The following is a 15,965-nucleotide window of genomic DNA, read 5'->3' as shown; positions in this document are numbered from 1 at the left end:
CAGTGGCGGACCCTTGTCCGGGCGGGATTGTCTGCGTCAGAGGGCGCGGGCGCCGATCGGGTGCCAGGCGGCGGAACTGCCGTCCCGGAGGACCTGTCCGAAGACCACGTCCGCGAAGTGGATGCCGAAGCCGAGGGTGTTCGGTTCGAGCAGTTCGGTGATCAGACGGCGGCGGTGGCGTTCCGACTGGTACGGGTCCTCGTCCACCACCGCGGACCACTCGGGGTGGCTCACCTGGAGCGGGGAGAGCAGGGCGTCGCCGAAGGCCAGGAGGCGGGTGCCCCGGGAGGCGATCACGAAGCCCGTGTGGCCCGCGGTGTGGCCGGGGAGGGCCAGCGCGTGGACTCCCGGGAAGATCTCGTCGCCGGGGAGGACGAGCTCCGTGCGGTGCTCCAGGGGCGCGGTCGTGTGTTCCCGGGTGTCCCATTCCGCCTTCGGGACGAGGTAGGTCGCGCGGGTGAAGAGGGGCGGGTCCGCGAGGGCCCAGCCGATGTGGTCGGGGTGCAGATGGGTGAAGGCGACCGTCTCGATGTCCGCCGGGGAGCGGCCCAGCAGGGCCAGGCTGCCGGGGAGCGCGCCGCCGTGCATCGCGCCCCGGTGCGGGTGGGCGGGGTCCTCCGGTACGGCGCGGGGGCCGAAGCCGGCGTCGATGAGGAGGGCGCGGGGGCCGTGTTCGACCAGGAGGCCGCCGGTGTTGGCCACGAGGCGGTGGGTGTCGTTCAGGTGGGTCGCGTGGGTGGTCCAGTCCGTGGCCGCGGTGGTGGGGAGGAGGCCGGTGGGCTTGAGGAGCATGGCCCCGTCGGGGACGTAGCTGACCTTGAGGTCGCCCAGGTGGAGGGAGCACACCGCGGAGGGTCTGCGCAGGCGGTTGTCGTCCGTCACGGGTTCTCCTTGCGGGCGGCTTCGGTGGCGCCCCTGCACGGTTGCGTCGGTTGTCTCTGAGGCGCGTGTGTCGCGAGGCTCTCCAGGAGCGCGGGGGAACTGCGCGACCCGGCGCGACGGATGCTGCTGCGCCCACCCGTGCCGCCCCCGCGGCACGACTGCCCGCAGAGGCGGTCGGCACGAGGGACGGCACGGGACGGGCACCACGGTGGCGCCTACGCCGGGTTGCGCTTGCGGAGTACTGCCCCTACCAGGAGGCCGCCGGCCAGGGCGACGATTCCGGCGGTGACCATGCCGGCGTGCAGGCCGCCCAGGGTGTCCGCGACGGTCGCGTCCCCGCTGCCCGCAAGGGCGTTCGTGCGGGCAGCGGCGATCGCGCTGAGGCCGGAGACGCCGATCGCGGCCACGTACTGCGGCAGCTGGGAGAGGCCGCCCACCACACCCTGGTCCTCCTCGGAGACGCCCGAGGTCATCACGGTGATGAAGGAGACCACGCTGAAGACGTGGCCGAGGCCCATCACCGACGAAGTGACCAGCAGCGCGGTGAGGTTGACGCTCACCGGCAGGGTGAACATCGCGACCGTACCGACGCCCTGGATCAGCAGGCCCGCCGTCAGCACCCGCACACCGCCGAAGCGGGTCAGCAGCTTCGCCACGTACAGACCACCGAGCATCGCGGCCGCGCCCTCACCGAGGTAGCTCAGACCGGCCTGAAGGGCGGTGAAACCGAGCACGTCCTGCATGTACAGGCTCAGCAGCACGGTCGTACCGGCGCACATGCCGAACGTGATGACACCGAACAGCCCCGACCACTTCACGGTCGGACGGTTCAGCACCGACAGCGGCACCAGCGGCTCCGGGTGACGCCGCTCGACCAGCAGGAACGCGACCAGGAGCAGCACACCGCCGACGATCGGGCCGAGCGAGGCCGGACGGGTCCAGCCCTCGTCGCCGCCGGTGGAGATGCCGTAGACCAGGCCGAACAGGCCCAGCGTGGCCAGGATCGCGCCCGGGATGTCCATCCGCTTCGCGGCACCGGACTCGCGGATCGACGGCAGGGCCAGCGCCCCGGCCAGCGCCACGACACCCATCACGCACAGCGCGACCATCGTCCAGCGCCAGCTGAAGCCGCTGGTGATGACACCGCCGCCGAGCGCGCCGAGCACAAAGCCCAGCGACATGACGGCACCGTTCAGACCGAGCGCGCGGGCGCGCTTGGGGCCCTCGGCGAAGTAGCCGGTCATCAGGGCGATGGCGGACGGGGCGATCATCGCGGCGGCCGTGCCCTGGCCGATCCGGGTGGCGATCAGCACACCGGGGCTGTTCGCGAAGGCGGCGCCGACGGAGAACAGGGTGAAGACGGCGACGCCGATCGTGAACAGCCGCTTGCGGCCGATCAGGTCGGCGACCCGGGCGAACAGCGGCAGCAGGCTCGCCGACGGCAGCAGGCTGGCCGTGGCCACCCACTGGAGCGTGCCGGCGGAGGAGAAGCCGAGGCCGCTGCCGATCTCCGGCAGGGCGACCGTGACGATGGAGAAGTCCAGGCCGCACATGAACGTCGCGCAGCACAGGGTGATCAGGACCAGCCACTCGCGGGGGGCGAAGACCGCCCCGTCGGTGACCGGAGCGGCGGCGGGTGCACTTGCGGCACCCGTGAGTGTGGTGTCGGGCGGTGAGGATTCGGTGACAGCCATGAGGGTCCTTCCATACGATCCGTGTGGCATGCACCAGCCTTGTTTCGGGGGCCCTGCGCAACAAGAACGATCTGTGCAACGATCGATTCGCCGGGCTCATCGTTCAAGGTCACGGCTGTGAGCGGCCGTGAGCGGTTGTGAGCTGCCGCGAGCGGCGGAGACGAGAGGCAGGGGGATCGGGTCGTGGAACGCCAGGAGATCGAGATTTTCCTGACCCTCGCCGAGGAACTGCACTTCGGCCGGACCGCCGAGCGGGTGGGGGTGTCGCAGAGCCGGGTCAGCCAGACCATCGCGCGGCTGGAGCGCCGGATCGGCGCCAGGCTCTTCGAGCGCACCAGCCGGCATGTGGTGCTCACGCCCATCGGGGAGCAGCTCAGGGACGATCTTGCGCCCGCGTGGCGGGGGATCGAGGAGGCCGTCGCGAAGGCGATGGCGGCGGGCCGGGGTATCACGGGCGCGCTGCGCATCGGCTTCTCGGGTGCGTTCACGGGGCATCTGCTGCACAGCGTCGCCGAGGTGTTCGGGCGCCGGCATCCGGGGGTGGACGTACAGATTCGGCAGGTGCAGATCTCCGACCCGTACGGTCCGCTGCGCGCCGGTGAGGTGGAGCTCCAGGTCACCGAACCGCCCGTGGCGGAGCCGGATCTGACGCTGGGTCCGGTGCTCGTCTCGCAGCCGAGGGTGTTGCTGATGTCGTCGGCGCATCCGTTCGCGCGGCGGGACGCGGTGAGTGTGGAGGACCTCGCGGAGGCGACGCTGCTCACGGTCGCCGGGAACGCGCCGGCGCACTGGCTGGACCATCACTTCCCGCGGCAGACGCCGTCGGGGCGGCCCATTCCGCACGGGCAGGCGATCACGCACTGGGAGGACGCGTTGTCGCTCGTGCTCGCCGGGAAGGGGGTGACTCCGGTGGCGGCCGCGGGGGCGCACTACTACAGCCGGCCCGGGCTGGTCTTCCGGCCGTTCTCGGACGCGGTGCCGATCGAGTACGCGTTCATCTGGCGTACCGGGCACGAGACTTCGCGGTTGCGGGAGTTTGTGCGGGTGGCCATGGGGGTGGTGCGGGATGCGGGTGGGGCGTCGCGGGCCGTGGAGAGTCTCTGGGGCGGGGACGACCGTGGGCGTCTGCCGGGTTGATGCGAGGGGGTGGCTTTCCCGTCGTCGTGGCTTGTCGCGCAGTTCCCCGCGCCCCTGAGGGGGGTGGTGGGCTGGTGTGTGGGGGTGGTCCTCGCGTCGTCGTGGGGTGTCGCGTAGTTCCCCGCGGCCCTGAGGGGGGTGGCTCTCCCGTTGTTGTGGGTTCTCGCGTCCCTGGTGAGGGGGTGTTAGAGGAGGGTGCCGGCTCCTGCGGCTGCGAGGTAGGTCTGGTCCGGGCTGTCCTGGAGCATGACGTGGTGCAGGGTCGTGGTGGACGGGGACGGGGGGATGCCGAGATCGTCCGTCATCCGGCGGCGCAGCGACTGGTAGACCTCCAGCGCCGCCGCCCGGCGCCCCGAGGCGTACAGCGCCCGCATCAACTGGGCGTGCACGTTCTCGTGGTACGGGTGGTCGCCGACCAGCGCGACGGCCGCACCGATCGCCTCCTGGAAGCGCCGGCACAGCAGCAGCGCGTCGATACGCGCCTCGCAGGCCGCCAGATGCGCCTCGTTCAGCACCCGCGCCTGCGCGGTCAGCCGGCTGCCGTGCCGGACGTTGCAGAAGGGCGCGCCGCGCCACATCGCCAGCGCCCTGCCGAGCACCTCGCCCGCGGTGTGCGCCTCACGCCGTTCCAGCAGGCCACGGGCCTCCAGGACCAGGCTCTCGAAGCGCGGCCGGTCCCATTCGTCGTCCGCCAGCCGCAGTACGTAGCCATTGCCGTCGGTGACCAGGCGGTGGTCCGCGATCTCGCGGGCGCCGGTGCCGGACGCGGTGGCCAGCGCCTTGCGTATCGCCCCTATGTACGTCTGGAGGGCGGTCGTCGCGGTGCGCGGCGGCTCGCCGTCCCACACCTCGTTCAGCAGCGCGGGCACCGACACACGGTGGTTGGCCCGCGCCACGAGCAGGGCGAGCACCTGCCGCTGCTTGGGTGCGCTGGGGGTGACGTCACGCCCCTGCACACGGACGTCGATCGGTCCAAGAACACGGAACTCCACAGCCCCTCCTCAAAGTGGGCGTCACCGTCCGGCACAGCGGGCGGTGTGCGGTGAACAGATCAGGAGGAATCCCGCCTCGATGCGGGTCTCCTGTGGTGCTGTGTGGGGGGAGGACGGGCCGTTGGGCGGCGGTCGTCAGCCGGTGCCCGGGGTGGTCGTCGGAACGTCGGCGCCGAGGGGCGGGCAGACCTCGTGGCCGAGGGCGCGGTGGGCCGCGGCGACCGAGACCAGCGTGGCGTGCCGGTGCCAGCCCGGATAGGAGCGGCCGGCGAAGTCGTACAGCCCCGACTCCGCCTCGGCGACGCCGATCCGGGAGTCCTCGGCGGAGCCGATGAGCGCGAGGGCCTGACCCTGCCGGGCGGGGGGAAGGCTGGTCAGCCAGGTCCGGGTGGGCCGGTCGTGGGCGGGGGTTCCGGGGCCGGCCAGGAGGGCCGGGCGGGGGCCCGCGGGGGACGGCAGGGTCACGCGTGTGAGGGTGAAACGGGTCCGGCCCGGGGTGGGGTGGCGGCGCAGGAGCCTGCGTGCCGGTTCCGTCTCCGTGGACCTGGGCAGGGTCGTCGTGTCGGGGGAGAGCGGGAAGGTGTCGGGCACGGCCACGATCCAGTCCAGGCCGCGTGCCGTGAGCCCCTCGATGACCGTCCCGGCGTCCAGATGCCCCTCGGTGTGGACCACGACCGGCGGCATCCGTGGGGTGATCCGCGCCAGCCGGTCGGCGAGGGCGAGACACAGCGCGGCGGCCGAGGTGTGCCGGGTGCCGTCGGGGACACGGGCCTGGTGCCGCAGCCGCTCGTCCTCGGTCCAGCGCCTCGGCAGGTACAACTCCCAGTCCACGGAGAGGTCTCCGCGGTCGCCGGAGAGGAACGCCCCTATCGCGAGCTGGCAGTTGACGGTACGTCCCGAGACCGGCTCGAAGCGCCGGTGGACGCCGACGGACAGTTCGCCCCGCTTGGGGATGACGACCGGCGCGAGCGTCCAGGCGTGCGGGGCGGTGATCTCACCGGCCCAGCGGGCGAGTTCGGCGCGGACCGGCCGCCAGCGCCAGGCGCTGTCGTTGACGAACTGCTGGAGCGACTGGGCCGCCGTCGGCGACGACGTCACCGACGCGGCCATCCGCCGCAGCGTCTTCTTGCCCTCGGCGCTCAGCAGCCCCTTCAGATACACGCCGGCCCAGCGTCGTTGGTCGGCCCGGGGCAGATGGGCGAAGAGCCGTTGGGCCGGTGAGGCGAGGTCCGGTGAGGCGAGGCTCGGTGAGGCGAGGCCCGGCGAGACGGGGGCCGGTGCGTCGAGGACGCAGACGTTGTCCTTGGCCGCGTGCATGGGCGTGCTCCTCTCTCCTGTCGCCAGAAGTATAGAGAACATTCTCTATGTTTCTAGCGTGGTCGGCGGGGCGGCCGGAGTGAGGAGTCGAGGGCGGGAGGGTGTCCAGGGGGTCTGAACTGCGGCGGGATCGGCCGGGGCGTGGCCGGATTCCGTACGGAAATCTCCTGGAGCGGGGTGTGATGGCGGCCCGCGCGTCCGGTGAAGTCGTACGGCGGGTGTGCGGAACGGTGCGTTCAGTGACGGGAGTTGCGCCGGAACACGGACTTCCGCAAAGGGGGAGGTGGGTCAGTTCAGGGTGCCCGGCGCCACGGCCGGTGCACTGCCCGCCGTGGCGAGAAGTGTGCCGAACGCCGTCAGCGCGTGCGCGAGGCTCTTCTCCGGTCCGTCGCCGGTGACCGTGCGCACGGCGTCCGGCGCGGCGGCGGCCGCCTCCACACCGAGCAGGACGTGGAAGAGGAGCGAGCCCGCGGTCGACGGGGTGAGCCCGTCCGGCCGTTCACCGCTCCAGGACCGCTCCAGTGCCGTACGCAGTCCGGGCGCCCAGGAGTCGTACCAGCCCGGTCCTGTTGTGTGGCCCTCGCGGGTGAGGCGGGCCGCGGCCCGGATGCTCTGTGTGGTGCGCAGTGCGTCGGCCAGTGCGAGGACGGTGTCCAGGACGCCCTGTAGACCCCGTGCGGGGGCCGGGTCGTGGACCAGGGCACGGGTGGCGGCGACGCCGGCCTCGTGCACGGCGTCCGCCACGGCCGACTTGCTGCGGAAGTGGAAGGTCAGCGCGCCCATGGTGACCCCGGCCGATCGCACGATCCCGTGCAGGGAGGTGCCGGCGTAACCCCGCTCGGCGAACTCGGCGGCCGCCGCCTCGATGAGCCGCTGCCGGGTCTGCTCCGCCCTCTCCTGCTTCGCCACCTGAGTTCGCACACCCTCTCCGTCGGCTGTTCCCGCGTGCCGCGGGACGTCCCGAACGGCATCCAGCCTAGGTCAAGAATTACCCAAGAGATCGGGAGAACGAGCAGTTGAGGACGTTCTTGGCAGGTTGGCCGGTAAAGGTGCCCGAGAGTGGCTGACGGTCCGCCGTTCGGCTGCTTGGCTGCCCGCATGATCGATCAACTGTGCGAGATGGACGGCCGGGTAGTCATGATCACGGGGGCCTCGTCGGGCATCGGCGCGGCGGCGGCGCGGCTCTTCGCCGAGCACGGGGCGCGGGTGGTGGTCACCGCCCGGCGCCAGGAGCAGCTCGACGCCGTGGTGAAGGAGATCGAGGCCGGCGGGGGGCACGCGGTCGCGGTGACCGGGGACGTGCGGCGCGGCGCGGACATGGCGCGGGTCGTGGAGACGGCGGTGGAGCGCTTCGGGCGGCTGGACGCGGCGTTCAACAACGCCGGGCTGGCGGTGCTCGGGCGCGATCTGCACGAGATGGCGGACGACGACTACGACGCCGTGATGGACGTGAACGTGCGGGGGGTGTGGAACGGGATGCGGCACCAGATCCGGGCCATGCTGGCCTGCGGGGGCGGGACGATCGTCAACACGGCGAGTGTCGCCGGGCTGGTCGCCACGGGGGTGGGGGCGCCGTACGTCGCCGCGAAGCACGCGGTGATCGGGCTGACGAAGGCGGCGGCGGCGTCGTACGGGGACCGGAACATCCGTGTGAACGCGTTGGCGGTCGGGAGCACGATGACCGAGATGATGGAGGCGGTGGTGGCGGGGGCGCCGGGGATGGCGGACACGTTCTTCGCCCGCGCGATACAGAAACGATTCGCTGAGCCGGTGGAGGTGGCTCGGGCGGCGTTGTGGCTGTGCAGCCCGGCATCGTCGTTCGTCACCGGCGCGACGGTCCCCGTCGAGGGCGGCACGCTGGCGGTGTGACGCGGGTGTGGTGCGCTGTGCCGCCCGGCGTCGGCCGGGTACCGCCGGTGCGGGCCGGCGCGGGGGGCGTTGCGCAACCCGGCGCTTGCGGGGTGCCGCCGCGCCCACCCGTGCCGCCCCAGGCGGCACGCATGCCCGCGGCTACGCGGGTTTGTGCTTTCAGGGGCGCGGGGAACTGCGCGATCAGCCCCCACTCACCCGCACTCGCACGACTACCCGCAGGGGCACTACTGGGCGGCAGTTGCCAGGGGTGCGGACCTCGCCGCCTCCCTGTCCAGCGCGTGCAACAGCCCCGCGTCTATCTCCGACAGGTCGGAGACGATATGACGGACCCCCGCCTCCCGCATCAGGCGCGCCTGATGGCTGTGCTCGAAGTGGCTCGGGTGCCCGATGAAGGGCGCCCCCAGCGCCGCCGCAGCCTCCCCCACCCGCGCCACGTCGTCGACGAACAGCACCTCCCCGTGCCGCAGCCCGAAGTGCGCCGTGATCTCCCGCAGCCCCGGACGGACGTCGTTCGTGCAGAGGTACCCCGGCGCGGTGAACAGCCCCGCCAGCGCCCCCAGATGCTCGTCGAAGTGGGACTTCGCCAGACCGCCGTAGCAGATCACGTCGAGCCCGGCCGCCCGCAGCCGCTCCAGCAGGGCCCGCGCCCCCGGCATGACCTCCACGGGATGATCGGCCAGATACTCCGCACGCTCCGCGAAGTACGCCGCCAGCGCCTCCTCCCCGGTCAGCTCCGCGGGAACCGCCGCAGCCATGGCGAGCCCGGCGTCGACCTGGCGCTGGGAGAAGACACCGCGTTCGACGTCGGCCGAGTAGACCCCGCCGCGGCGGGTGACGAACTGGTGGATGAGCGGGCTGAAGGTGTCGTTGAGCAGGACACCGTCGATGTTGACGGCGGCCAGCCGCAGTCGCCGCAGGCGGTCAGTCATGGTCGGGTTCCCCTCCCTGGTCGGGCGCGCTCACGGTCGTCCACAGGGACAGGGCGCGTTCCTCGCCGTTCTCGATCCTGTCGAGCGCCGCCTCGGTGGCGACCCCGGGCAGCAGCAGACGCCACATGCTCGCCGTACGCGCCGGCAGGTCGGCCCGCTTGGAGACGACCTGCGCGTACTCCTGCATACCGGTACACGCGCCGACGACGAACTGGGCCAGCTCGTCGATCCGGACGTGCTCACGCAGCTCGCCCTGGTCGCGCGCCGCCTCCAGGCACTCCTCGAAACTGCGGGCCCACACCGCGTACGGCGTGGAGTCCTGGAGGCCGAAACTCGCCTGTTCACCGGTGAGCCGGACGCCCGCGCGCAGCACGGGGTCGGCCTGGAGCGAGTGGGACCAGATGAGGGTGATGTCCACCAGCCGCTGGAGGCCCGTGGTGGGCACATGTGGCTCGATCGTGTCGCGCTGGGCGTTCATCACCTCCACCGCGAGGTTCTGCTTGTTCTTGAAATGGAAGTAAAGAGCCCCCGCGGTCACCCCCGCACGCTGGAGGATCTTGTTGATCCCGGCGCCCGCGTAGCCGTACTCGTCAAACACCTCCGCGGCAGCCCTCAACAGCTGCTCTCGGGTCTGGATGGCGCGTTCCTGCTTGAGTACGCGCTCCTGCTTCGCTGGTGCCATGGCTGCGCCCCGGTCTCGACAAAAAAAAGAACGTCCTCTATGTTACTTGCTGTAGCGCGGCTCCGCCAGCGCGCGGGGGCAGCGCTTTTCAGCGCTAGTACACAGGGGGAAGTACTTATGAGCGAGATGGTCACGCCTGCGGCATCGAGTCCGGCCAGGGTCACCAAGGACCTCGTCCACAAACAACACGCCGACCAGGTACTGCTGTCGGGCCTTGAGCGCCTGGGCGAGGACGAGTTCCTCGTCGCCGCGGACTGGACGGACACCAGTGGCGTCGTGGCCACCGGCCACAGCCGCCAGGACGACGCCGTCCTGATCACCGAAACGATTCGCCAGACGTTTCCGCTGCTGGCCCACGCCGGCTACGACATCCCGTTCGGCCACCGGCTGCTCTGGGAGGAGTACCGGTACGCGCTGAACCTGCCGGCCCTGCGCGAGGGCGGCACCGGCGGCCGGCCCGAACTGCACGTCCGCTGCCACGACGTGGTCCGCCGCCGCGGCCGGGTCTCCGGGCTGTCCCTGGACATCACCGTGCTGCGCGACGGAGAGCAGCTGGCCACCGCCCACACCCGCTTCCACATCCAGCCGCCCGCCATCTACCAGCGGCTGCGCGGCCCGTACGGCGACGCGCACCGGATGCTGGAACTGGCCCGCAGTCGCCCGCTGCCGCCGCCCGTCTCCGGCGCCAGCGAGGAGTTCCGCGACGCGGTGCTCTCACCCACCGACGCCCGCGACCGCTGGCTGCTGCGGATAGACACCCACCACCCGATGTACTTCGACCACCCCGGCGACCACGCGCCCGGCATCCTGCTGCTCGAAGCGGCCAAGCAGGCCGCGCGCACCATCCGGCACCCCCGGGCGGGCGTCGCCGAGGCCATGGAGACGATCTTCCACCGGTACGTCGAGCTGGACTCGCCCTGCCGGGTCGACGCCCAGCTGCTGCCCGACGACCAACTCGGCCGCGCCCGGCTCCTGGTGACGGCCCATCAGGACGACAACCTGTGCTTCACCGCACTGGTGTCGGTGGCCAAGGCGCCCGTCGGCTGACGACCGCCCCACCCTGACCGACCCCCGGCAGCGTGCCGCCGCCCACCCGGGCCACATGGGCACCGAGCACCATGTCGTCGCCCACGGCGAACGGGTGCCCGACGGAACGCAGCAGTTCGAGGTCGGAGGCATGGTCCGCATACGCGGCGGCGCGCGCCGAGGACACCGCGCGCCGCCGCATCAGCGTGCGCGCCAGCCGGCCCTTCTCCACCCCGATCACCGGGCGCGCCACCCGGCCCGTGCAGTGACCGGCCACGTACTCCGGCTCGCTGCACAGGATCTCGTCGGCGCCGAGCAGCTCCGCGACCGGCTCCAGACATGGCCGGAACGAGCCCGACACCAGCACGATCCGCGCGCCCTGCGCCTGATGCCGGCGCAGGGCGGACACCACCGGCGCGTGCAGCAGCGTCCCGGCGGCGAGTTCGACGTCGAACCAGTCCCGGCCGTGCGCGAACAGCTCGCCGCGCGGGCGGCCGGCGTACAGCCGGTAGTACTCGCGGTTGGTCACCAGGCGCGAGACGCCCTCCGCCGACCGGCGCCGCAGGGTGCCCGCGGCCTCCTGGTAGGCGGACGGCGGCAGACCGCGCTCGCGGTAGTGGAAGTCGAGGAACCGGAACATGCTCTTGACGGTGATCAGCGTCTCGTCGACGTCGAAGAAGGCGATCTCGACGGGGGTGTTCGGGGCTCCCGGGGAAGCGGACATGGGCAGGTGCCTTCCTTGCGGGGATCGGGAGGGAAAGGGATCGGGGGAGAAGGGGATCGGAGGGAGAAGGGGAGTCAGACGGTGGCCGGCACCTGGGCCGGCGGGGTGACCGCCGTCGCCTTGGCGCGGGCGGTCAGATAGGTGCGGGTGCCCTTGCCGGGTGTCTTGCGGCCGAGATGGCCCGCGGCCACCAACCGCTCCAGCAGCGCGGCCGGTTCGGGCGCCCGGCAGCGCGGGTCGGTGTGCAGCCGGCGCTGCACCGCGAGGGCCACGTCCGTGCCGACGGTGTCGAGCAGCCGTACCGGCCCGAGCGGCTGACGGCCCACGCTCCGCGCGGCCGCGTCCAGCGCGGCGGGTGTCGTCGCGTCGGCGTCGAGCAGCTCCAACGCCTGGTTCAGATACGGGAAGAGGAGCGCGTTGACGATGAAACCGGCCCGGTCGCCGCACTGCACGGTCTCCTTGCCGAGCCGTTCGGCCACCGCGCGGGCCCTGGCCAGGGTGTGCTCGCTGGTGCCGTCCACCGGGACCAGCTCCACCAGCCTCATCACCGGCGCCGGGTTGAAGAAGTGCAGACCGAGTACGTCGGCGGGGCGCCCGGCGGGTTCGGTGCAGGCGGCCACCGGGAGGCTGGAGGTGGAGGTGGCCAGCAGCGTGCTCGGCGCGCACACCTCGCCCAGCTCGGCGAAGAGCGCCCGCTTGACGTCCAGGTCCTCGACGACGGCCTCGACGACGATGTCCACGGTGGCCAGTACGGAGCGGTCGGCGGTGGCGGTGAACCCGGCCCGCCGGAGCGCCTCGTCCGGGTCCTGGTCGGGGTCCTGGTCCTGGTCCGGGGCCGTGGTCTGCGTGGCGAAGCGCACCCGCTCCCCGGCCTCCTCCGCCTTCTCCTCGGTCCGGGCCAGCAGGGTGGTGTGGAAGCCGCCGCGCACAAACGCCTCCGCGATGCCCGTGGCCATGGTGCCGGAGCCGACGACGGCGACCCGGCAGCCGGGCGGGGCGGTCGGCAGTACCTGACGGCGCGGCTCGCCGTCACCGTCGTAGTGGTGGAAGCCGTGGCCGGTGGTGCGGCCGAGGGCCCCCTGGGCGATCAACTCGTCGAAGACCGGGGCCGGGGCCGCGTGGCCGCCGGCGTCCGTGTCGCCGAGGCGGGAGAGCACGTCCCGCGCGGTGTCCAGGCCGATCGTGTCCAGCAGGGCCAGCGGTCCCTTGCTCCAGCCGCAGCCGAGCCGTACGGCGGTGTCGACGGCGTCGGCGGTGGCGTAGCCGTCGTGGACCATCCACGCGGCGCGGTTGAGCAGGCCGAAGAGGAGGCCGGGGGCGAGGGAGCCGGGGCGGTCGGCGACGTGGTGCACGGTGATGCCGGCGGTCGAGAGGATCTCTTCCGCACGCTTGGCGGCGGTGTCCGCGGCGCCGGGGGCGCGGGCCAGCTCCACCGCGTCGAGGGTGTCCGTGGTGAGGAGGCGCAGGGCGAGGAGGTCGGGGCCGGCGGCGTCCTCCAGATCGGGGAGGGGGGTGGTCAGGGCGGTGGTGAGGACGGGGGTGCCGGGGCGGCGGTGCCGGCGGATCTCGGCGAGGGCGAGGCGTTTGAGGGAGGGGGGTTCCGGGACGGCCTCGATGACCAGGTCGGCCTTGGCGATGCCGGTGGGGAAGCGGGTGAGGGTGCGGGGGCGGTGGGGTGGGCTGAGCTGTAGGGCACGGATGATCGCGGCGGGGTCGTTGTCGACGCCGATGACGGTGAGGCCCGCGGTGGTGAGGTGGCGGGCGAGGGCGAGGCCGGTGCGGCCCAGGCCGACGACGGCGACGGTTCCCTGCGGGGCGTGCGGTTCGGACATGCTGTACTCCTACGTTGTCGAGGATGCCGGTGTTGTCCTGTCGACCGGGGGCGTCGCGCAGCCCGCGGCGCGGCGAGTTGCGGCTGGTGGGGGTGGCCCTGCGGGGCGTTCGCGCAGCCCGGCGCGACGGGGTGCCGCCGCGCCCACCCGTGCCGCCCTGCGGCACGATTGCCCGCGGCTGTGCGGGTTTTGGCTTTGAGGGGCGCGGGGAACTGCGCGATCAGCCCCCACCGGCCCGCACCCGGACGGCGACCGGAGGTCAGTAGCGGTTGCCCGTTGCCGGCGGGATCGTGGAGAGGGTGGTCAGGTCGGCCGGGGTCAGGGTCAGGTCCGGCGCGGACAGGTTGTCCCGCAGGTAGCGGAGCTGCTTCGTGCCGGGGATGGGGATCACGTGGTCCCCCTGGGCCAACACCCACGCCAGCGCGACCTGCGCCGCAGTCACCCCGTGCCGCACCGCCACCTCCTCCACCGCCCGCACAATCCGCAGGTTCGCCGTGAACGCCTCCCCCCTGAACCGCGGGTTGGCGGCCCGGAAGTCCCCGGCCTCGAAGTCCCCGGGCCCCTCGTACCGCCCGGTCAGAAACCCCCGCCCCAGCGGAGCGAACGGCACGAACGCGGCGCCCCGCTCCGCACACCACCCGACCATCCCGGTCCCCGGATCGAGCGGCTCCCGCGTCCACAGCGACAGTTCGGACTGCACCGCGGACACCGGATGGACAAGATGCGCGGCGTCCGCCTGCTCCCGCGTCACCTCGGACAGCCCGAGCCGCCGCACCTTGCCCGCCCGCACCAGTTCGGCCAGCGCACCCCAGGACTCCTCCAGCGGTACGGCGGGGTCGACCCGGTGGAGGTAGTACAGGTCGATGGCCTCGACGCCGAGTCGCCGCAGTGAGGCGTCCGCCGAGCGCCGGATGTGCTCCGGGGAACCGTTCCGGCTCAGCGTGCGGGTCGCGAGGTCGTCCACCACGATGCCGGTCTTGGTCGCGACGACGGCGTCACCGCGGCGCCCGGCGAGGGCGCGGCCGACGAGGGTCTCGTTGTGGCCGCTGCCGTAGGCGTCGGCGGTGTCCAGCAGGAGCGGCCCGGCGTCGAGGGCCCGCCGGATCACCTCCACCGACACGGTGTCGTCGCGCTGGGACTCGGCGTACCCCCAGCTCATTCCCATGCACCCGAGGCCAACGGGGTGAACGGCCGGCCCGGTCGGACCGAGACGACGCGCAGTCATGTGAACTCCCTTCAGAAGTCGATGCCTTGAGCGGAAAGAGGGGGTGGGCGTCACACCCCACCCCCTCCCCGTCACGCCGCCGTGAGGACCAGCGCCGCGTTGTGCCCCCCGAACCCCAGGGACGTACTCGCCGCGACGCTCATCCGCCGCTGCCGGGCCGCCCCCGTGACGACGTCGATGTCGACGTCGATCGACGGGTCGAGGGACTCGACGTTGGCGGTGGGCGGCACGGCCCCGTGGTAGAGGGCGAGTGCCGTGTACGCCGCCTCGACCGCCCCCGCCGCGGCCAGGGTGTGTCCCGTGACGCCCTTCGTGGAGGTGATCGCCGCGCTGTCGCCGAGCACCGAGTGCAGGGCGCGGGCCTCCGTGAGGTCGTTCATCGGCGTGGAGGTGCCGTGCGCGTTGACGTGCTCGACCTCGCCGGGCAGCACCCCCGCGTCCGCCATCGCGGCGTGCAGGGCACGGGCCAGGCCCTCGCCCTGCGGATGCGGGGCGGTGGCGTGGTGCGCGTCGGACGTGGCGGAGAACCCGGCGATGTCCGCGTAGCGCCGGACCCCGCGGGCGGTGGCGTCCTCGCAGCGTTCCAGTACGAGGATCGCCGCGCCCTCGCCGGCCACGAAGCCGTCCCGGTCCGCCGCGAACGGACGCGACGCCGCCGCCGGATCGTCGACCCGGCCCGACAACGCGCCCATCCGGGACAGGCCGTTGAGTGTGCCGGGGCTGATCGCCGACTCGGTGCCGCCGGCCAGGACCACGTCGCACAGCCCGGACAGCAGCCATTCGCGGGCCGTACCGATCGCGGACGCCCCCGACGCGCACGCGGTCGCCGTGACCAGACTGGGTCCGTGGATACGCAGGTCCATGGCGACGTAACCGGCGACCATGTTGACCATGCTCATGGGGATCATCAGCGCCGACACGTCCTCGGGGGTGCCCTCGGAGTAGGTGCGCAGCTGCTTCTCCAGGGTGGCCGCGCCGCCCAGGGAGTTGCCGATGACCACACCGACCCGGGTGCAGTCCCAGGACCCGGTGTCCAGACCGGAGTCGGCGACCGCCTGCCGGGCACTCACCACGGCGAGCTGGGTGAAGCGGTCGAGCCGCCAGGCCGTACGCCGGCCCAGTTCGGCCGTCGGGTCGAAGCCGGGGACCCGGCACGAGATGTCGACCTTCTCGCCCTTGAGCTCCGGGTCGGTGGCCGCGGCGGACACACCCGACAGGACGCGCCGCCAGTTCTCCTCCACACCTATGCCGGCCGGGGTGACGAGGCCCATGCCGGTGACCGCGACGCCGCGGCCCCGGGCGACGCCGCTCATGCCTGGTCCGCCTTCGCGCGGATCACGGAGACGGCCTCGTCGAGGGTGAAGGACGACTTGAGCTCGCCCTCGACCAGGACGATGCCCATCTCCTTGCGCAGGATCAGGCTCAGCTCGACGAGGATGAGGGAGTCGATCTCCAGCTCGTCGAAGGTGACGCCGGACAGCAGTTCCGCCTCGTCGAGGCCGAACTTCTCGCTGATCAGGGCGGAGACGCGGTGCTTGATGGACTCCTGGGCCGCGATGACGGGAGCGCTCATGATGGGGTTCCTTTCGAGGATCCTGCTTGTCGGATTGGTGTTGCTTTTGTTGTTGTTCTTCGTGGTCGCCGTGCCGCGTT

15 protein-coding genes are annotated in these 15,965 nt (G+C 72.4%); 3 read left to right on the top strand and 12 right to left on the bottom strand.

Going from position 1 to position 15,965, the window contains the following annotated elements; genetic code table 11:
• Window positions 1–36 precede the first annotated feature (36 nt).
• Complete coding sequence (locus ACIQAC_RS37860; protein ID WP_402199675.1) at window positions 37–882, bottom strand: MBL fold metallo-hydrolase; 846 nt, start codon at window positions 880–882, stop codon at window positions 37–39.
• Between the two features lie 215 nt (window positions 883–1,097).
• On the bottom strand, window positions 1,098–2,576 hold the full coding sequence (locus ACIQAC_RS37855) for an MFS transporter (RefSeq protein ID WP_402199673.1): 1,479 nt from the start codon (window positions 2,574–2,576) through the stop codon (window positions 1,098–1,100).
• Window positions 2,577–2,759: 183 nt separating this feature from the next.
• On the opposite strand from ACIQAC_RS37855, the gene ACIQAC_RS37850 reads away from it, so the two are divergent.
• Entirely contained in the window at window positions 2,760–3,713 is a 954-nt protein-coding gene (locus tag ACIQAC_RS37850) for a LysR family transcriptional regulator (RefSeq protein ID WP_402199670.1), read from the top strand.
• A gap of 185 nt (window positions 3,714–3,898) precedes the next feature.
• On the opposite strand, the gene ACIQAC_RS37845 is transcribed toward ACIQAC_RS37850, so the two are convergent.
• The 3 genes from ACIQAC_RS37845 to ACIQAC_RS37835 all read right to left on the bottom strand — a co-directional run bounded on the left by ACIQAC_RS37845 (window position 3,899) and on the right by ACIQAC_RS37835 (window position 6,943).
• A complete protein-coding gene (locus ACIQAC_RS37845) occupies window positions 3,899–4,705 on the bottom strand; it encodes a BTAD domain-containing putative transcriptional regulator (protein ID WP_402199667.1) in 807 nt (268 codons plus the stop codon).
• Window positions 4,706–4,840: 135 nt separating this feature from the next.
• The gene (locus ACIQAC_RS37840; protein ID WP_402199664.1) at window positions 4,841–6,022 is read right to left on the bottom strand and encodes an IS701 family transposase; all 1,182 of its coding nucleotides are present in this window, start codon (window positions 6,020–6,022) and stop codon (window positions 4,841–4,843) included.
• A 288-nt stretch (window positions 6,023–6,310) separates the two neighbouring features.
• Complete coding sequence (locus ACIQAC_RS37835; protein WP_402199662.1) at window positions 6,311–6,943, bottom strand: TetR family transcriptional regulator; 633 nt, start codon at window positions 6,941–6,943, stop codon at window positions 6,311–6,313.
• Between the two features lie 177 nt (window positions 6,944–7,120).
• Here ACIQAC_RS37835 and ACIQAC_RS37830 point away from each other — a divergent pair, with 177 nt between their 5' ends.
• Window positions 7,121–7,891 carry an SDR family NAD(P)-dependent oxidoreductase gene (locus ACIQAC_RS37830; protein ID WP_402199659.1) on the top strand — a complete coding sequence of 257 codons (771 nt, stop codon included), beginning with the start codon at window positions 7,121–7,123 and terminating at the stop codon, window positions 7,889–7,891.
• A gap of 227 nt (window positions 7,892–8,118) precedes the next feature.
• Here the strand turns inward: ACIQAC_RS37830 and ACIQAC_RS37825 are convergent, their stop codons facing one another.
• Window positions 8,119–8,823 carry an HAD family hydrolase gene (locus tag ACIQAC_RS37825; protein ID WP_402199657.1) on the bottom strand — a complete coding sequence of 235 codons (705 nt, stop codon included), beginning with the start codon at window positions 8,821–8,823 and terminating at the stop codon, window positions 8,119–8,121.
• Window positions 8,816–9,505 carry a ScbR family autoregulator-binding transcription factor gene (locus ACIQAC_RS37820; protein ID WP_402199654.1) on the bottom strand — a complete coding sequence of 230 codons (690 nt, stop codon included), beginning with the start codon at window positions 9,503–9,505 and terminating at the stop codon, window positions 8,816–8,818. The genes ACIQAC_RS37825 and ACIQAC_RS37820 overlap by 8 nt, the downstream gene beginning before the upstream one ends.
• A 117-nt stretch (window positions 9,506–9,622) precedes the next feature.
• Here ACIQAC_RS37820 and ACIQAC_RS37815 point away from each other — a divergent pair, with 117 nt between their 5' ends.
• Window positions 9,623–10,552 carry a ScbA/BarX family gamma-butyrolactone biosynthesis protein gene (locus ACIQAC_RS37815; protein WP_402199651.1) on the top strand — a complete coding sequence of 310 codons (930 nt, stop codon included), beginning with the start codon at window positions 9,623–9,625 and terminating at the stop codon, window positions 10,550–10,552.
• Here the strand turns inward: ACIQAC_RS37815 and ACIQAC_RS37810 are convergent.
• The 5 genes from ACIQAC_RS37810 to ACIQAC_RS37790 form a co-directional block, all read right to left on the bottom strand.
• Entirely contained in the window at window positions 10,512–11,255 is a 744-nt protein-coding gene (locus tag ACIQAC_RS37810) for an HAD family hydrolase (RefSeq protein ID WP_402199649.1), read from the bottom strand. The two genes, ACIQAC_RS37815 and ACIQAC_RS37810, sit on opposite strands and share 41 nt — an antisense overlap.
• A 74-nt stretch (window positions 11,256–11,329) precedes the next feature.
• Window positions 11,330–13,087, bottom strand: a complete 1,758-nt coding sequence (locus ACIQAC_RS37805; protein ID WP_402199646.1) for a 3-hydroxyacyl-CoA dehydrogenase family protein — start codon at window positions 13,085–13,087, stop codon at window positions 11,330–11,332.
• A 259-nt stretch (window positions 13,088–13,346) separates the two neighbouring features.
• On the bottom strand, window positions 13,347–14,312 hold the full coding sequence (locus tag ACIQAC_RS37800) for an aldo/keto reductase (protein ID WP_402199643.1): 966 nt from the start codon (window positions 14,310–14,312) through the stop codon (window positions 13,347–13,349).
• 71 nt (window positions 14,313–14,383) lie between these two features.
• On the bottom strand, window positions 14,384–15,625 hold the full coding sequence (locus tag ACIQAC_RS37795; protein WP_402199640.1) for a beta-ketoacyl-[acyl-carrier-protein] synthase family protein: 1,242 nt from the start codon (window positions 15,623–15,625) through the stop codon (window positions 14,384–14,386).
• The gene (locus ACIQAC_RS37790) at window positions 15,622–15,885 is read right to left on the bottom strand and encodes an acyl carrier protein (RefSeq protein WP_402199638.1); all 264 of its coding nucleotides are present in this window, start codon (window positions 15,883–15,885) and stop codon (window positions 15,622–15,624) included. Before ACIQAC_RS37790 ends, ACIQAC_RS37795 begins: the two co-directional genes overlap by 4 nt.
• Window positions 15,886–15,965 lie beyond the last annotated feature (80 nt).

Origin of the sequence: Streptomyces sp. NPDC088387 (assembly GCF_044753385.1) — a bacterium.
Classification (GTDB): Bacteria; Actinomycetota; Actinomycetes; order Streptomycetales; family Streptomycetaceae; genus Streptomyces.
This window is presented reverse-complemented; position numbering and strand designations above follow the sequence as displayed.